14 protein-coding genes and 2 pseudogenes are annotated in these 14,342 nt (G+C 38.5%); 6 read left to right on the plus strand and 10 right to left on the minus strand.

From position 1 onward, the window contains the following. Window positions 1-16: 16 nt before the first annotated feature. Window positions 17-592 (minus strand): tyrosine-type recombinase/integrase, encoded by a 576-nt coding sequence (locus tag IR083_RS00880; RefSeq protein WP_194222870.1) that lies wholly within the window; start codon window positions 590-592, stop codon window positions 17-19. Between the two features lie 200 nt (window positions 593-792). Here IR083_RS00880 and IR083_RS00885 point away from each other — a divergent pair, with 200 nt between their 5' ends. After that, the gene (locus tag IR083_RS00885; protein ID WP_194222871.1) at window positions 793-966 is read left to right on the plus strand and encodes a histone H1; all 174 of its coding nucleotides are present in this window, start codon (window positions 793-795) and stop codon (window positions 964-966) included. A 541-nt stretch (window positions 967-1,507) separates the two neighbouring features. Next, window positions 1,508-1,720, plus strand: coding sequence for a hypothetical protein (locus tag IR083_RS00890; protein WP_194222872.1), 213 nt, complete (start codon window positions 1,508-1,510; stop codon window positions 1,718-1,720). Between the two features lie 191 nt (window positions 1,721-1,911). On the opposite strand, the gene IR083_RS00895 is transcribed toward IR083_RS00890, so the two are convergent. The 5 genes and pseudogenes from IR083_RS00895 to IR083_RS00915 form a co-directional block, all read right to left on the minus strand. After that, the gene (locus IR083_RS00895) at window positions 1,912-3,759 is read right to left on the minus strand and encodes a beta-galactosidase (RefSeq protein WP_410492835.1); all 1,848 of its coding nucleotides are present in this window, start codon (window positions 3,757-3,759) and stop codon (window positions 1,912-1,914) included. A gap of 194 nt (window positions 3,760-3,953) precedes the next feature. Continuing rightward, window positions 3,954-4,079 (minus strand): annotated as a pseudogene (locus IR083_RS24945) (alpha-N-acetylglucosaminidase C-terminal domain-containing protein); the annotation flags it as partial. Between the two features lie 458 nt (window positions 4,080-4,537). Beyond that, the gene (locus IR083_RS00905; RefSeq protein WP_194222874.1) at window positions 4,538-4,873 is read right to left on the minus strand and encodes a type II toxin-antitoxin system RelE/ParE family toxin; all 336 of its coding nucleotides are present in this window, start codon (window positions 4,871-4,873) and stop codon (window positions 4,538-4,540) included. After that, entirely contained in the window at window positions 4,870-5,100 is a 231-nt protein-coding gene (locus IR083_RS00910) for a hypothetical protein (protein ID WP_194222875.1), read from the minus strand. Before IR083_RS00910 ends, IR083_RS00905 begins: the two co-directional genes overlap by 4 nt. 94 nt (window positions 5,101-5,194) lie before the next feature. Then, window positions 5,195-5,890: a helix-turn-helix domain-containing protein gene (locus tag IR083_RS00915; RefSeq protein ID WP_194222876.1), complete on the minus strand. Its 696-nt coding sequence runs from the start codon at window positions 5,888-5,890 to the stop codon at window positions 5,195-5,197. A gap of 138 nt (window positions 5,891-6,028) precedes the next feature. Between IR083_RS00915 and IR083_RS00920 the strand changes: the two genes are divergently transcribed. Further along, a complete protein-coding gene (locus IR083_RS00920) occupies window positions 6,029-6,271 on the plus strand; it encodes a hypothetical protein (RefSeq protein ID WP_194222877.1) in 243 nt (80 codons plus the stop codon). Window positions 6,272-6,781: 510 nt separating this feature from the next. Continuing rightward, window positions 6,782-7,591, plus strand: a pseudogene (locus IR083_RS00925) (IS982 family transposase). 39 nt (window positions 7,592-7,630) lie between these two features. On the opposite strand, the gene IR083_RS00930 reads toward IR083_RS00925, so the two are convergent. Then, window positions 7,631-9,028 carry a DUF3472 domain-containing protein gene (locus IR083_RS00930; protein WP_194222878.1) on the minus strand — a complete coding sequence of 466 codons (1,398 nt, stop codon included), beginning with the start codon at window positions 9,026-9,028 and terminating at the stop codon, window positions 7,631-7,633. 114 nt (window positions 9,029-9,142) lie between these two features. Here IR083_RS00930 and tnpA point away from each other — a divergent pair, with 114 nt between their 5' ends. Further along, the gene (tnpA, locus tag IR083_RS00935) at window positions 9,143-9,571 is read left to right on the plus strand and encodes an IS200/IS605 family transposase (protein WP_194222879.1); all 429 of its coding nucleotides are present in this window, start codon (window positions 9,143-9,145) and stop codon (window positions 9,569-9,571) included. A gap of 318 nt (window positions 9,572-9,889) precedes the next feature. Here the strand turns inward: tnpA and IR083_RS00940 are convergent, their stop codons facing one another. Beyond that, window positions 9,890-11,086, minus strand: a complete 1,197-nt coding sequence (locus IR083_RS00940) for a FecR family protein (protein ID WP_194222880.1) — start codon at window positions 11,084-11,086, stop codon at window positions 9,890-9,892. 208 nt (window positions 11,087-11,294) lie between these two features. Here IR083_RS00940 and IR083_RS00945 point away from each other — a divergent pair, with 208 nt between their 5' ends. Further along, complete coding sequence (locus IR083_RS00945) at window positions 11,295-12,119, plus strand: IS982 family transposase (protein ID WP_194222881.1); 825 nt, start codon at window positions 11,295-11,297, stop codon at window positions 12,117-12,119. Between the two features lie 246 nt (window positions 12,120-12,365). On the opposite strand, the gene IR083_RS00950 is transcribed toward IR083_RS00945, so the two are convergent. Then, the gene (locus IR083_RS00950) at window positions 12,366-13,748 is read right to left on the minus strand and encodes a Gfo/Idh/MocA family protein (RefSeq protein WP_194222882.1); all 1,383 of its coding nucleotides are present in this window, start codon (window positions 13,746-13,748) and stop codon (window positions 12,366-12,368) included. A 56-nt stretch (window positions 13,749-13,804) separates the two neighbouring features. Continuing rightward, window positions 13,805-14,342, minus strand: a 538-nt coding sequence (locus tag IR083_RS24525) for a phosphotransferase (protein ID WP_242052322.1), incomplete at its 5' end; no start/stop codon positions are given.

Consider the following 14,342-nt stretch of genomic DNA (forward strand, 5'->3'; position numbering starts at 1 on the left):
TTTTACATTTTCCACTTCAAAGATCCTTCAACCCTTTGCCCTGATGCACATGCAGCATTTTCCGTTCCAGATCAATATGAGATGGCTCCAAATGTTGTACTTCGCTGCTCCTTAGTCCACAGCCGTAACACAAACCAATAATGAGCCGGTGTCTAAGTAATTTACAGGAACTAAACAGGGCTTTTACCTCTGACCCGTTTAGAACAACCGGTAGCTTTTTAGGCCCTTTTAAAGAAGGCAACTCAAATTGGGCATAATCCAATCCCCGCATTTTACAGGCATAACGCATCCCATGTACTGTGAACCTGAAAAAGGAATCCGAAGTTTCTACACTACTTTTTACCTGATACAGGTAATCCATTACCTCTTCCGCATCCAGATCCAATGGCATACGGTTGTAGTGAAGAGACAAATGCGCCAACTGCCGCGAATAATTTTCAAGGGCACTTTGGCTTTTACCGTTAATCGTTATAGACCGCTCCAATTCTTTATACAGTTCTCTGAAGCCGACAACTTTATTACAAGCCTGTTCTACAATAGACACATAATTCTCATCCCTGAAGTTGGGATACTTCTTCTGTTGCTTTTGCATATTAAGTATGTTTTAGGTGAATAACCTTACAAAGCAACAAAATGAGTTAGAGTAGTGCTATATATACGTATAGGAAACTTCCGTAGGTTTAGTACAATGTTCCTTATGTAAAGTTTTACATAAGGCTCATGACATCCCCGGATTCAGGCCGTCCGGATCGTTCAAACTGGACAATAAATAAATTTTAAAACAAAAACACAATGAAAGAATTAGTAGAGAATTTGAATCAATTATTCGCGGATTTCACAAAGGATGCCGCTTCACAGGTTGAAAGTGGAAATAAGTCTGCCGGCCAGCGCGCAAGAAAAATTTCCCTTGAAATCGAAAAGGTGCTGAAGCAATTCAGGAAAGACTCTGTTGCCGCGGGTAAGTAACTCTCGATTGGTTTTAGAAAATAAAGCGGAGTGGCGGTGCCATTTCGCTTTTTTGTTATTATATTATCGGCCGTCTGTATTTGCGCCAGGATAAGATATAATATTTTCATTCCTGTTTTTTATGGAAGAAGGCCGAAAAACTATGCTTTTTGATCTTATTTATTGCCATTATTCCTTTTTATTAATTCAAACAGGACAATTTGCTAATAAAATAATAAACACATCATCGACTTATTCAATTATTTTATTATTTTCGCATAATTATTTCAACTACATAATGTCTAAAATCAATTAAATAAGCTATGAATCAATATGATAAATGTGGCGAAAACAATATTGATAAAGCGAAATAGTGTAAAATGTGCGGGTATGAACTTCCTAAAAAGATTGTAGAAGAAATCCCGCCGGTTGAGGTTAAGCCGAAAAGAACGATACAGGTTCAACAATTATTCAGAATGATCGTGGGAATTATTATGTGTTCCCTCTCTTATTATGGCGTACAGCACTTTTTCTTTAATAAACGCCGGGTATCGATAAAGTTATGATGGAAGCCGCTGGGGAATTGAACAAATCGTGCCCTGTCATGGTTGACGAAGAAACCAGATTTGACAATGCTATTGCAATGCCTAACAAAACATTCCAATATAATTACACCCTATTAAATTTTGAGAAAGAATCAACTGATACCATATTGGTAAAAAATGCCCTTGAACCCAGCATATTAAATAGTGTGTCCGTACCAGTCCGGATATGAAGTATCTACGTGATAATAAGATAACGTTCAGATATTATTATAAAGATAAAAATTGGGCATACTTGTTTAGGATCACTATAACTCCAGGACAATATGAATAAAATATCAGCCTTGGATGCCATTGTATGATCTACGAACAGTGAATAACAGCAATATTTTTTTCATAGATAATTTCATTTATATCCCAAAACTTACTGTCCGTCATTAAGCTTATTCAGCACCGGTACTTTTACTGTTTTCACTTCCGAATGTACTTTATCGTTCTGCTGCTCGAATATAACGATTTCATTCTGCCCTTTCCTGAGCCATACTCCGGGAATATAAAGTGTCTGCTGAGGTCCGATTTTCCAGTAGCGGCCGATATTTATACCGTTAATAAAGACAATTCCTTTGCCCCAGCTTTCCATATCAATGAATGTATCACCTGTTTCAGTCAAGTTGAATGTACCGCTATAAACAGCTGGCTTACCCATCAGTAGTTTCTCAGGAATGGCGGTTGTAAGATTATGCACATTTGATTTCTTTATTTTTTCAAGATCCGGAGCCTTATCCATAGGTATCCGGTACATTTCCCATTCGCCTTCGATAATATTACCGTTAATCTTAACTGGGCTTATGATGCCTTTCGTGTTGCGCACAATTTCGGATCCATAATTAATACGTCCCATATTTTCTACAAATATTTCCAGATTAGAGTTGAAAGGAATATTAATATCCATCGAATAGTTATTGAAGTACCTGTTCAATTCCCCGACTTTCTCCCCGTTCACATATACCAGCGCATAGTCGCGTAGCCCTTCGATTTCCAGCTTACCGTTTACCGGCTGGTTGAAATGACGGGAATACAGGACATAACCATAGCCCTGGTTCAATTTCTCGAATGTCACCGGCTTATCGCTTTCCACCGGCTTTTGCTCTCTGGCCGCTTCAAGCATATCTGCGGCTTTCGTTAGTTTGATGGAAGATATCTCTATCACCGGTATCTTTGCCGCTGCCTCAGGAACAGTATAGTTTACATATTTTTTTACTATGTTACGTATCGAATCGAATTTAGGCGTAACCCATCCGGCCTCGGTGACAGGCGCATTATAATCGTAACTGGTCAGATCGGGTTGTATATCGTGCTTTTTATCATAATTGGCCCCGCTGGTGAATCCGAAATTGGTTCCCCCATGCGCCATATAGTAGTTGATCGATACATCATTCTGTAAGTACTTTTCGGTCTGGCGGGCAATACTTGTAGCGCTCACCTGCGGGTGCGGTTCCACCCAGTGGGCCAGCCAGCCTGGATAAAACTCGGCAACCATATACGGGCCTTGTCCGCCGTGGTACTCATTCACTACCTTTTTCAGGTTTTCAATATTACTTTCGCCGTTTGCCGTTGGTAGTGCACCCGGTGTGGTACCACCTTCGAAAAGCCAGCTACCGTCTGATGTAAACGTAGGTACCTCGAAGCCTGCATTTTTCAGCTGTTGTACGATTTTTGCATTATAAGCCCGGTGCTCTTCCAGTGGGATGTCTTTCCTTTGGGATACATATGAGCCGAACTCATTTTCAGCCTGTACCATAATGATGGGGCCGCCTTTAGTCACTTGCAGATTGCCAACCTCCTGGTATAACCTATTGATATACAATTGTGTGAATCTCAGAAATTGCTCATTATCACGTCTCAGTTCCATCCCTTCGATATTCTGAAGCCACCACGGATACCCACCGAATTCCCATTCGGCACATACATACGGTCCCGGGCGAAGTATTACCATCAGTCCTTCTTCGCCGGCTGTCTTTATATATCCGGCTAGATTTTTGTCCCCTGTAAAATCCCATTTTCCAGGTTCCGGTTCATGTGCATTCCAGAATACATAGGTAGCTACAGCATTAAGGCCCATTGCTTTCAGCATTTGCATACGATGACGCCAATACTGATGGGGAATACGCGGATAATGCATTTCACCGGAAATGATTCTTACAGGTTCCCCGTCATAAACAAAATCCCCGCCTTTTATCTCAAAACTATGCTTCTGTCCATACATGGCCATGGATAAAAGCAAAAATAAAAATGGTAAATAATTTCTCTTGGTCATGGTTATATATTTAAGTTTGTTGATTTTCTAATTTAAATATTATTTTATATGCCAACCTGACTATTCCCGAACATCCGCGAATAAACCTCAGTTGCCGTTTTGATCACATCGCCTTCGGATTTACTGCCGTATACCTTTTTCTTTTGTGCCTATTTTTCTTCCATTTCAAAGAAGTCCATAGGAGCAACGTTTTCTCCCTGCATTTCTTTTATCGTATGCTCGAAGAATAATTTCCAACGAAGGTAGTATAGATCCGATAAAAGGCCGTTCCATTCCCAGGCAGAGTATGTTTAATCTCTCCAATCGGACTCATAATCAGCGGGATTACGCTTCTTATATTCTTGCTCTCGTCTAACAATCGTACAACTATAGTTTATAATATTTATAATTTAAGCCTCTATTGTTCGACTAAGTTTTCAATACGTTTCTTCTTCAAATCTCCTTGATTTGCCGCCCCTCTCTTGGTAAGCGGATGCAAGGGTAGCCCTTTTATTTAAACTCCCAAATTGTTAGGCCAAAAAAAATCTATTATTTCTATTATTTTGCCTCTACACAGAAAGAATGTCAAAGATAAAACTTTTAATAACAATCTTTTTTGTTTATTCTAAAATTTTGCGCTTTTTTCAACTTTTTTTGTTGTACAATGGTTGCTGATTCGTTAGACCGGATAATAAAAAAAAGCCGTTATAGCGGATGCTTCCTTTAGCTTCAAATTGTTTGTTATTTATAGACCTTATTCGCTACCCTGTACGAATGATTTCAGCACGCTTTGCCGAAATTCTTCCGAGTTGCGGCGACAGTCCCAAACCATAAATATATAAACCGTACTTTCTTCCGTAAAATAGACGACCTTATACCGCCTCAATACAACCAGTGAACGAAACTCAACACCCAATCCTTTCAGGCTTTCTTCTATCCTTGCTATCTGGGGAAACGACATAAGGACTTCAATCTCATCCAGAATGCCGTTATATACCTTTACCGCGTTTGCAGGACTATCCTGTGCAATATAATCATGGATTTCTATAAGCTGTTTCCTCGCTATAGTATAAAAAACTATTTCCTTCATCCCGGATACAACTTTCTCATATCCTCCATTCCTGTATAATTAACTCCGGCTCGCCGATCCTTTACTGCCTGTTCCGCCAACTGCCTGTACTCCTCCATTGAAAAGGGACAATTATCCTTCTGCTTGACCGTATCAATAAAAGCCAGTACCGCTTTATACATATCCTTACTGTCTATCTCGGACAAAAGGGTATCCCTTTCTTTTTTATTTAATATCAATGTATCCATTACCCAAACATTTTAAATATCCTACAAATATAATGTATTACATACTGATTCTTTTCTTTTGTTATTATAATAAAAGTTATACGCCCGTTATACGCTACCCCTTTCCCCCTATTATGCTTTTCGCCTCGTAGTATCTAATCTTATCCTGCAATTCCTGTATATCCTTTTCTATGGAAAGCGTTTTTGGTATGTTATGTTTTTCGATGAAAGAAGACAGTTTTTGAAGTTCTTCCTGTGCCTGTGCCTTTTTGATGCTGTAATAGTAAGCAGAGGTAAAATCAAACTCGTCTTTGGTCATCAATAGCCTTGTAATGTCTTTCGGCGTAGTTTTATCCGTCAGCTCGATGGGTATATCCGTGTTAGCCCTTAAATTCAGTTTCCTTTCTTCTTGCAGGATACTTGATATATATTCCAAATCCTCTTTTGTCGGGGTGTATTGTTTGTCCAGTATATCGAAATAACTGTTGAATCTTTTTTCTTTTTCGTCCAATTCCAGTTTAATGAGACCGAAGCCGTGAATGGAGTATGCCAGCACCTTCTTGATCAGACCTGTCAGTTCTTCACGTTTTATTTTTACATACCGGTTGGTATCGCCCGTTGTTTTATCAAAGAAATAGGCGGGTTCTACCTGAAAGTAGTCCGCTATGGCCAGCAGGGTATCTATTTTGGTCGAATTGGCTTTGATCAGCTTATGTAAGCTTTGCTCGGTCATTCCCAGGTCTGAGGCGGCCTGTTTCATGCTCACTCCCCGCTTATCGCACAATTCACGTATTTTAAACAAATAAACCATAATTATTTAATTATATATAAACATTAAACTATTTATTTAGTAGTTCGTTTTTATTCATAATTTAGCGATTCAAATATACAAAATATAATTTAGTATATGTGATTATTCCAGTTTTTAATTTTTTATTTTTTATCGCCTATGGATACAGTTATTGTTACAACGGAAGAATCCCTGGAGAAAGTTATCGAAAGGGTGTTAGACCGCAAATTGCCCAAAACGGAGGATTCTTCTATAGAAAGGACGTTCAGCATTAACCAGGTTGCAAAAATGCTACGGCGTTCGCACAAGAAGATTTCGGATCTGGTAGCGGGAGGTATTTTAAAGTGTACGCCCGACAGGAGGATATATGAAAGCTCAATCAGGGAGTATAACAAAAAGTAGTGCAAGATTAGATTAAGACAGGTACAGCAGAGGCGTGTATCTATGAAGCCCTTTTTCATCCACCACATGGGAAAGACCCGTAACGCCATCTCTTCCGGGTGGCGTTACTTTTCTATTACAAGGAACTTTGATTTCAAAACATCTTGATAAAATGATTCAGGGATTGAATCGAATCTTTAATGATTCTGATAATAATGGAATGATTGAAAAAATATATTCTTTCCAGATTTAAAGCCTGAAAGGCAGATATGTTTTATGAAAGACAGATTGCTTTGTTGAATGATGGTTTGGCTGGAAGAATGAAAGAAAAAAGTATGTATTGAAACTGACATATACTTAAACAAATTGATAACTAAACCCGTAGTGCATTAATATTTGAATAAAAAAGAAGTTGCTCATTATCAATGAAATGACTATATTTAATTGTCTACCAAACGATTAAATAGATGAACAACTTCACTGCAAATTACGAAAAAAATCTTAGATGTATTACAACAAGTAGAGAATAAGATGAACTTTTTGAATCAAATACGAAAGCCTAAATTGTCAGATATTGAGTTAATTGCGATCGATTTAACTTCTGAATATATGAGTATTGATTCAGAATATCAATTATTTAGGATTTTATCGACCGAATTATCATCCAAAATAGAGCGCAGCGTCAATAACCGTAGAAAAAGAAGGCTCTTTTATTTTAGAGAATATTTACGCAAGAAATTAGCCAATCAAATCTCTGACAATGATAGTTACATTGTCGATAGTATGCCTCTTGAGGTATGCAAATTGAGTCGCAGTACAAGGTGTCGTATCTGTAAAGAAGATTGGTCTACATCTCCTAACAAAGGGTATTGTGCTTCTCAATCCAGCAACTACTACGGCTATAAGCTTCATGCGGTTTGTACTGTTGATGGCGTATTTACAGATTTTGATTTAAGTCAAGCTTCTGTGCATGATATTCATTATTTGAAAGATATAAAATCGATGTATAGAAATTGTACAATTTTAGGCCATAAAGGATATCTAAGCATTGATTATCAACAGGATTTATTTTCATCCAACAAAATAAGGCTCGAAGTTCCTATGCACAGAAATCAGCATGGTTATAAATCTCGAGCCTATATCTTTCGAAAATCAAGAAAACGCATTGAAACGCTTTTCTCTCAACTATGTGACTAATTTATGATTCGCAGAAACTATGCCAAGTCCTTTGATGGATTCAAAAACAGGATTCTATCTAAGATTATGACTTTGACCGTTATACAACTGATAAACAAATTAAGCAACAAGAATATTAACAATTTAAAAACTTGTATTGCCTAAATGCAATATGGGTTGATTCTATATGTTTATACTCATATCCTATGGCTTCATCCTTATTGATTGTGCGTGTTTATACTCATTTTCAATGGCTTCATCCACTCTTATCTGGAATTTTTTCAGGTCCAGTACCGGTTCATGTGTTGAAACCGGAATCTCATTCTCCGTTTTTAATGTAGGTGTATATCCGCCGGATGACATATAGAACCTGTCTGGATATTTTTGGGATACACCCTGTTCGTAATCCACACGCTGTCCTTCCTTTCCATCTGTATTGGAGAATCTTACTTTGTTAAAGTTTATCCATTTGCCAGTACTATCCTCCCGACCCCATGCATTATAATAATATGCTTCACGACGTTGTTGACCATTTGTGTATCCATAGTTCTCCAGAAAAGAGTAGAATCCGTCGAAGATTTTTTTTTCTTTCGGAGCACGCCATGAGGCAACATATTTCCAACCCACGTTGTCTATATTATACCATGCCGATAGTATCACTGATCCGTTATCCTGAGGACGGACATTCATTAGGAACTGAACAGGTTTTCCAGTTTTCCAGTTGGCATCCTTTATATATGATTGCCCACCAGTACCTTCCCCTCCGAAAGAATTGGTCGTAGTAGCAGGGTCCTTGTCTACAAGTGTAACAAAATCAGCATTTGTTACACTCGTATCATTTTCGGCATCTTTACTATCCCATACTGAAAACAAAACGCGGCGCTCGGTTTCCGAATTGGTCTGAATCCCAAAATAGCCACGGTAAAACCCTATAGCCATATAGAAAGTTGCCAGAGGGTCACTATCCTTAGGAACAGTTATTTCTTCGTACAGCCAGTCGTATGATTTTGTCGTGGGTTCAGTAGAACTAAAGGCTAAATGTACAGACGGTGATGACTGATAATCTGTATGATTTACTTTTCCATCCGGTTTGAACGACTTAAATATGAGAGTCTGGATAGTAATAGCTCCGGCTGGATCAGATATAGGTTTTAATTCATATCTGTAATAACCTGTTTTGGGAATTTTTACTTCGGTACAGAATAATGTATCACATTTTCCCGTTCCATTGAATTGAATTTTTTTGCTAAATCCTTTAAATCCCATATCATAGCATTGTGATACTTTCAGATCAAATGATAGATTTATCCCCTTCAGTACTTTATTATCAAAGTAAAAATCATAATCCCCGGCTTTCTGGTACAGATACCATACTACGCTTTTATTTTTATTATGCCAGTCAGAAATGGCATCCCAGGTTTCGGGCCAACCTACAGGAATGAAATTATTGGTACGGCCGGGAGTAAAAGGTTCTGCGTAGGCTTTATTAGCAGGTATGATAAAAATATCCATTGCTTTTTGTTTTGAAGGCTTGTTTGTCTGTCCGTAAGAATTTTCGACAAGGCTAAATGTTAGTAGAATAAACAATAGTATATATTTCATAATATTTTAAGTTTTTTTATTTGGTTATTTTTCAAGTTCGCTAGTTAAAACTATGTACTTTAGTACAAGGCTTTAGCTTCTATAAATGTTTTAAATTTTATCTTTGTAACGTTTATGGAAAATCGTCGCAGTCCACATAATATAAATAGTCTTCAAGTACATTTGGTTTGGATAACCAAATACCGTTATCATATACTTCAAGGCGATATCCAATTACGTTGTCGCGATATTTTACGTCAAGTATGTAATTCTCTGGATATTCAAATCATCAAAGGAGTAGTCAGTAAAGACCATATCCATTTGCATTTGAGTTATGCGCCCCAGTTAAGTATTAGCGAAATGGTTCGTCGCCTTAAAGGTCGCAGTTCCCGAATGCTATTGCAGGAATTTCCCGAACTAAAACGCCGCTACTGGGGCAATCACTTTTGGGGTATTGGTTATGGCTGTTGGAGTACAGGTCATATAACCGAAGATATGCTAGAAGCCTATTTAAACCATCACAAAGATCAACCCAATAGTGATGAGGATTTTATACTTGAATAATGTTTCAAAGAACTTTAGTTATCGCTTTTTAATCGACTTATAGTCGACACTCAGGCGAATTTTATTCGCAATCTAACCTATGGATTTTCAATCCATAGTCGTTAAGTTTTTAATTGTCTAGTAGCCGCTTGATATTGAGAGTATTGAGCGGCTTTGCGTTTTAATTCTTAAATATTCTTCATAAGGTCTTTGTATAAGTTAAAATGTGTTTTTTTAATTTGGTTCTCTTTAATATTACTTCCTTATTTATTTGTCCAGTGTTATTTCATAGGCATTTTATTTATAGGTTAATATAAGTTTATTTTTTCTCCTAAGTCTTTAAAATCTATAAGTTATTATATATTTATTGTTATTATAAACACATTTTACAGGAGCAATATATTTGATGACTTCCATAACCTTATCCGGATTGTCTTTCAAATCTAATTTTCCAAAACATTTCAAGGCTGCAGATTCTTTATCCACGGATATTTCCACTCCATAGTATCTTGATATCCGAGTAAGAATAACATCTAATCTTTCATTTTCACATATATAAATACCATCAATCCATGATGTATATATATCGGCATTTACTTTTGTGATATTTCCTCTTCCATCAGCCAGTTCGAACATTTCATTTGGTTGCATCAATATTTCTTTGTTATTTGTTTCAGAAAATAATTTTATTGATCCGGATTTTAAGACAATTCTTTTCTGAATATCCGAGCTATAGGCTTGTACATTAAACTTTGTTCCTAAAACCTTTATATCAATATCGTTTGTACGAACAATAAATGGTTTTTGCTTATCCGGCTGCACATCGATGTATATTTCTCCATCAACGAATATTTCTCTTTTATCACCTTTAAACTCTGCGGGAAATACCACCCTTGTATCCGAATTTATCCATATTCTGGTGCCATCGGACAGTGTTAGAAAAGATCGTTTTCCTTTCGGGATAATTAATTGATTAAATATGGCTGATTTTTCTTTCTTTAGGGTTTCCTGTGAATTTACTTTAATTGATGTTGAATCATAAGATATGACTGATTCCTGATCTGACAAGGCTATAATTTTATTATCAGATAAAATTAGTTGAGCTTCTGTAGTCGTCGATGTAGCCAATGTGTTTTCGTAAGCAAAAGACTTTATTCCCTGCTCTTCTATATCCTGAGTCGGCGAAAAAGAAGAAAACCTGAAAAATATTAAAAGGGCAATACTAGCTGCAACCAGACTGCTAATAGTAATATAGGCTATTTTGGTCCGGAATGTTCGCTTACTATTAGTTTTTTGAATATTATTCCATATTTTCCGAACACTATCATCATCTAATAAGTCTTTATTTAAATCTTTGATACAACTGATAGCTTTAAAGAAATGAGTAAGATTTTCCTCATTTCCATTTTGAAATTCTCTCCAAAAAGAATCAGACTCTTCAGTTGGGTTTAGAATGGATTCAATAAAAAAAACATCCTGAAGAAAATCTTCAAATGTGAACTTGGTATAATCTTTAAGGTGATTTTTTGTCCTCATTTATTTAGTACTAAATTATATAATAAAAATGCATATTAATATTTTTTTTAATCACTTTTTAAATAAAAATTTCTCATTTTTTTTAAAGATCGTTGTATAATGTTTGCAACCGAGTGATAATTAATTTAAGTTGCTATTTATAAAGTATTGTAATAAAAAAGGCCAATCCTATAATTTTGCGGTGCCAACACACAAAAAAGGACTGACCATGGTTAATAAAACCGTTGCAATATATGTATTTTTTGACGATATATTGAAATCTATGAATCATAAAGAGCCGGAAAGACGTAAAACGACCGATGCAGAAGTAATCACAGTCATCTTGTTGGCTGCCCAGTACTTTGCGGGCAATATTGAAAAGTCCCTTTGCTTTGTCCGATGTACCGGCCTGATGCCTGCTATTCTTGGTAAAAGCCGCTTCAACCGGCGGATGCATCAAATAGGGGAACTCCTTAGCGAACTGTTCTTTTACACGGGACAAGCCGTAAAAGAGTTGAATCTTCAAACCGTTTATAGCATCGACAGTTTTCCTGTAAGTGTTTGTCGGAATATCCGTATCGCGAACTCCCGGATTGTCAGAGGAAAAGAGTACAGGGGACGTTGTGTATCCAAGCGTTGTTGGTTCTATGGGTTCAAAGTCCATATGATAGTTACTTCGGGTGGCATTCCCGTGGAATTTACTTTCACTGCCGGAAGCAAACATGACCTGGATGGACTCAGGCAACTGCCTGTAAATCTGCCTGAAGGAAGTGAGATTCTGGCAGATTCCGCATATACCGATTATCTGATGGAAGAGATGCTCTTGGAGAATGGAATAACATTGCTTGCCAACCGTAAAAGCAATACCAGACATCCGCATAATCCCTGTATCGAGTATCTTATATCCATCGGCAGAAAGCAGGTGGAAACCGCGTTCTCCGATATCGCCAAATATTTGCCTAAAAAGATTCATGCAGTCACTAAATCAGGGTTTTTGATTAAAATCATTATGTTCATTTGGGCTTATACGTTTGATAAATTGTACAAAATATAAATAGAAACTTAAATTAATTAGTAAAAACCGACAAAAATGATGGCTTTTTACAAACTTAAAATGACTGCTTTTTTTACTCCTAAACAAAAAATCTCCATGGGGTCAATTTAGAGTGGCCAACGGGGGGCTCTTTTATTGTTATTTCCAGCATAGACTTGATATTATTAATTCAGCGACAACTGAATTTTGTTTTATGTGTGCTTGTGTGGGAATCACACACTAATTAGCATTATCACTATCTTAGGCTTATTTCTCAAATTTAAGCCCGTCCAGCTTATTCCATGCCCCACGGGTAAAATCCGGAATTTCTACAGGGGAACTACTGTTATCCAGAGATATTTCGGTAAGAGGTATCAGGCTGCACCATTCGGCCAGGTCATAGACATCCATATCCAGCGGCAGTCCTTTTTGGAGACAATAAATAAGCCTGTAGTCCATGATAAAGTCCATGCCGCCATGGCCTCCTACCTGTTTTGCCTTTTCTTCTATGTCTTTTGCTATCGGATGTTTATATTTCTGCATCAGGGCTTTGCGTACATCATCGGGAACGAAACTATGCGCGTTCAGATTTTCGTGATTGGCTGCGACCTCAGGGTCTATCGCTCCTCCATCAAGGGCATAACCCTGTACCGGATACTTATTGGCAAAGCCTTTTGTGCCTGTCAGTTGGTACATACGGCTATAAGGGCGCGGCGAATTTACATTGTGCTCGATAAGGATGGACTTGCCTTTTTCCGTGGAGATAAGGGTTGAGGTATGTTCACCGTTCCGGAAGTCCTTTACCTCTTCGCCTGTCTTCTCCTTTATGAAGTTTACACTTGATAGCTGCTTTGCATCAACCGATACAAGGTAATTCAGCTTGTCCCCGCGGTGTATATTCATGGCCTGGCATACAGGCCCGAATCCATGTGTAGGGTAGAGGTCGCCCCTGTGCTTCCTGTTATAATCCATGCGCCAGTTGTTCCAGTACTGGTTCCAGAATGGCTGAAGCCCGTGTATATAGGCTCCCTCCCCGTGTACAATCTCACCAAGCAGTCCCTGCTGCACCATGTTGAGGGTGGTCAGTTCAAAAAAATCATAGACGCAGTTTTCGAGTTGCATACAGTGCTTACGGGTTTGTTCCGAGGTATTGACCAAAGCCCATATCTCATCCATTGTCATGGCCGAGGGGACTTCAATCGCCACATGCTTCCCGTCTTTCATCGCCTGTACGCCTATTGTGGCATGGGATTTCCAGTCTGTGGCTACATAGACCAGGTCTACATCCGGCAGGGCTGTGACTTTACGCCATACGGAAGTATCCCCGTAAAACTCCCGGGCTTTGGGAAATCCACGCTTTTCGAGCATTTTGTTTACTTTCTCCGTGTTTTTTTGCTCCACATCGCACAGGGCAATTATTTCCACACCCTCTATATGTGTCATGCGTTCCACTGCACCCGGGCCGCGCATGCCCAGACCGATAAAGGCTACACGGACTATTGGCAGGGGACCGGTCCTTAGTTCGAGTACATCGGTCTGTCCGGCGGGACGTTCGGGAACGGGTGTCTTGATCACATTCTGTGCTTCGGATTGCTGGCTGATACCCATAGCCATAAAGCCGGCAAGGAATAAAAATAATATCTTCTTCATTTCTTATAATTTTTTAATGGTTTTATTACAGGAGGATTTTTCCTTTTTATCTTCCCTTACTTAATCTTTATGTCGCAGACAATTCTCCCGATGACGGAGAGCATCTCATCATAGTTTCCCTCCATAGACAGCAGCAACTTATACTGTGCGCGGGTTCGTGCCAGGTTATGCGTCTCATGCTTAACCTTGTAATAATTATCCCCGTCGATATAATCCATCAGGAAACGCAGTACCTGCTCGAAGGTAATATACAGGGCGGAGAAGGCCAGGTTGTCGATTTCAGGCTGCGTCAGGAAGGACGATGCTTCCGACAGGTACCCTCTGGTATAGCCCTCAAAGAGATCCATCTTCATATACACATTTTCAAGGTTTTCATCGTCTTCCTTTCCGGCATTTGTATAGGAGCGTATGGCATCGCCATAGTCATTCAGGCACATGCTGCTGAGGACGGTGTCCAGATCGATAACGCATAATACTTCTCCTTGCCTGTCGAACAGGATATTGCTGATCTTGGTATCGTTATGGGTGATCCTGACGGGTATTTCCCCCGATTCGAACTTTTCCCATAAGGCCAGCATCTGACTACGGCGGCTC

Source organism: Dysgonomonas sp. GY75, from assembly GCF_015234155.1.
Classification (GTDB): domain Bacteria; phylum Bacteroidota; class Bacteroidia; order Bacteroidales; family Dysgonomonadaceae; genus Dysgonomonas; species Dysgonomonas gadei.

Bases quoted from the DNA above. Each gene is read 5' to 3' on its own strand.
- IR083_RS00920 (WP_194222877.1), top strand. From the start codon at position 6,029: ATGGATACAGTTATTGTTACAACGGAAGAATCCCTGGAGAAAGTTATC.
- IR083_RS00945 (WP_194222881.1), top strand. From the start codon at position 11,295: ATGGTTAATAAAACCGTTGCAATATATGTATTTTTTGACGATATATTG.
- IR083_RS00885 (WP_194222871.1), top strand. From the start codon at position 793: ATGAAAGAATTAGTAGAGAATTTGAATCAATTATTCGCGGATTTCACA.
- IR083_RS00915 (WP_194222876.1), bottom strand. From the start codon at position 5,890: ATGGTTTATTTGTTTAAAATACGTGAATTGTGCGATAAGCGGGGAGTG.
- IR083_RS00890 (WP_194222872.1), top strand. From the start codon at position 1,508: ATGATGGAAGCCGCTGGGGAATTGAACAAATCGTGCCCTGTCATGGTT.
- tnpA (WP_194222879.1), top strand. From the start codon at position 9,143: ATGGAAAATCGTCGCAGTCCACATAATATAAATAGTCTTCAAGTACAT.
- IR083_RS00940 (WP_194222880.1), bottom strand. From the start codon at position 11,086: ATGAGGACAAAAAATCACCTTAAAGATTATACCAAGTTCACATTTGAA.
- IR083_RS00950 (WP_194222882.1), bottom strand. From the start codon at position 13,748: ATGAAGAAGATATTATTTTTATTCCTTGCCGGCTTTATGGCTATGGGT.
- IR083_RS00895 (WP_410492835.1), bottom strand. From the start codon at position 3,759: ATGGCCATGTATGGACAGAAGCATAGTTTTGAGATAAAAGGCGGGGAT.
- IR083_RS00930 (WP_194222878.1), bottom strand. From the start codon at position 9,028: ATGAAATATATACTATTGTTTATTCTACTAACATTTAGCCTTGTCGAA.
- IR083_RS00880 (WP_194222870.1), bottom strand. From the start codon at position 592: ATGCAAAAGCAACAGAAGAAGTATCCCAACTTCAGGGATGAGAATTAT.
- IR083_RS00910 (WP_194222875.1), bottom strand. From the start codon at position 5,100: ATGGATACATTGATATTAAATAAAAAAGAAAGGGATACCCTTTTGTCC.
- IR083_RS00905 (WP_194222874.1), bottom strand. From the start codon at position 4,873: ATGAAGGAAATAGTTTTTTATACTATAGCGAGGAAACAGCTTATAGAA.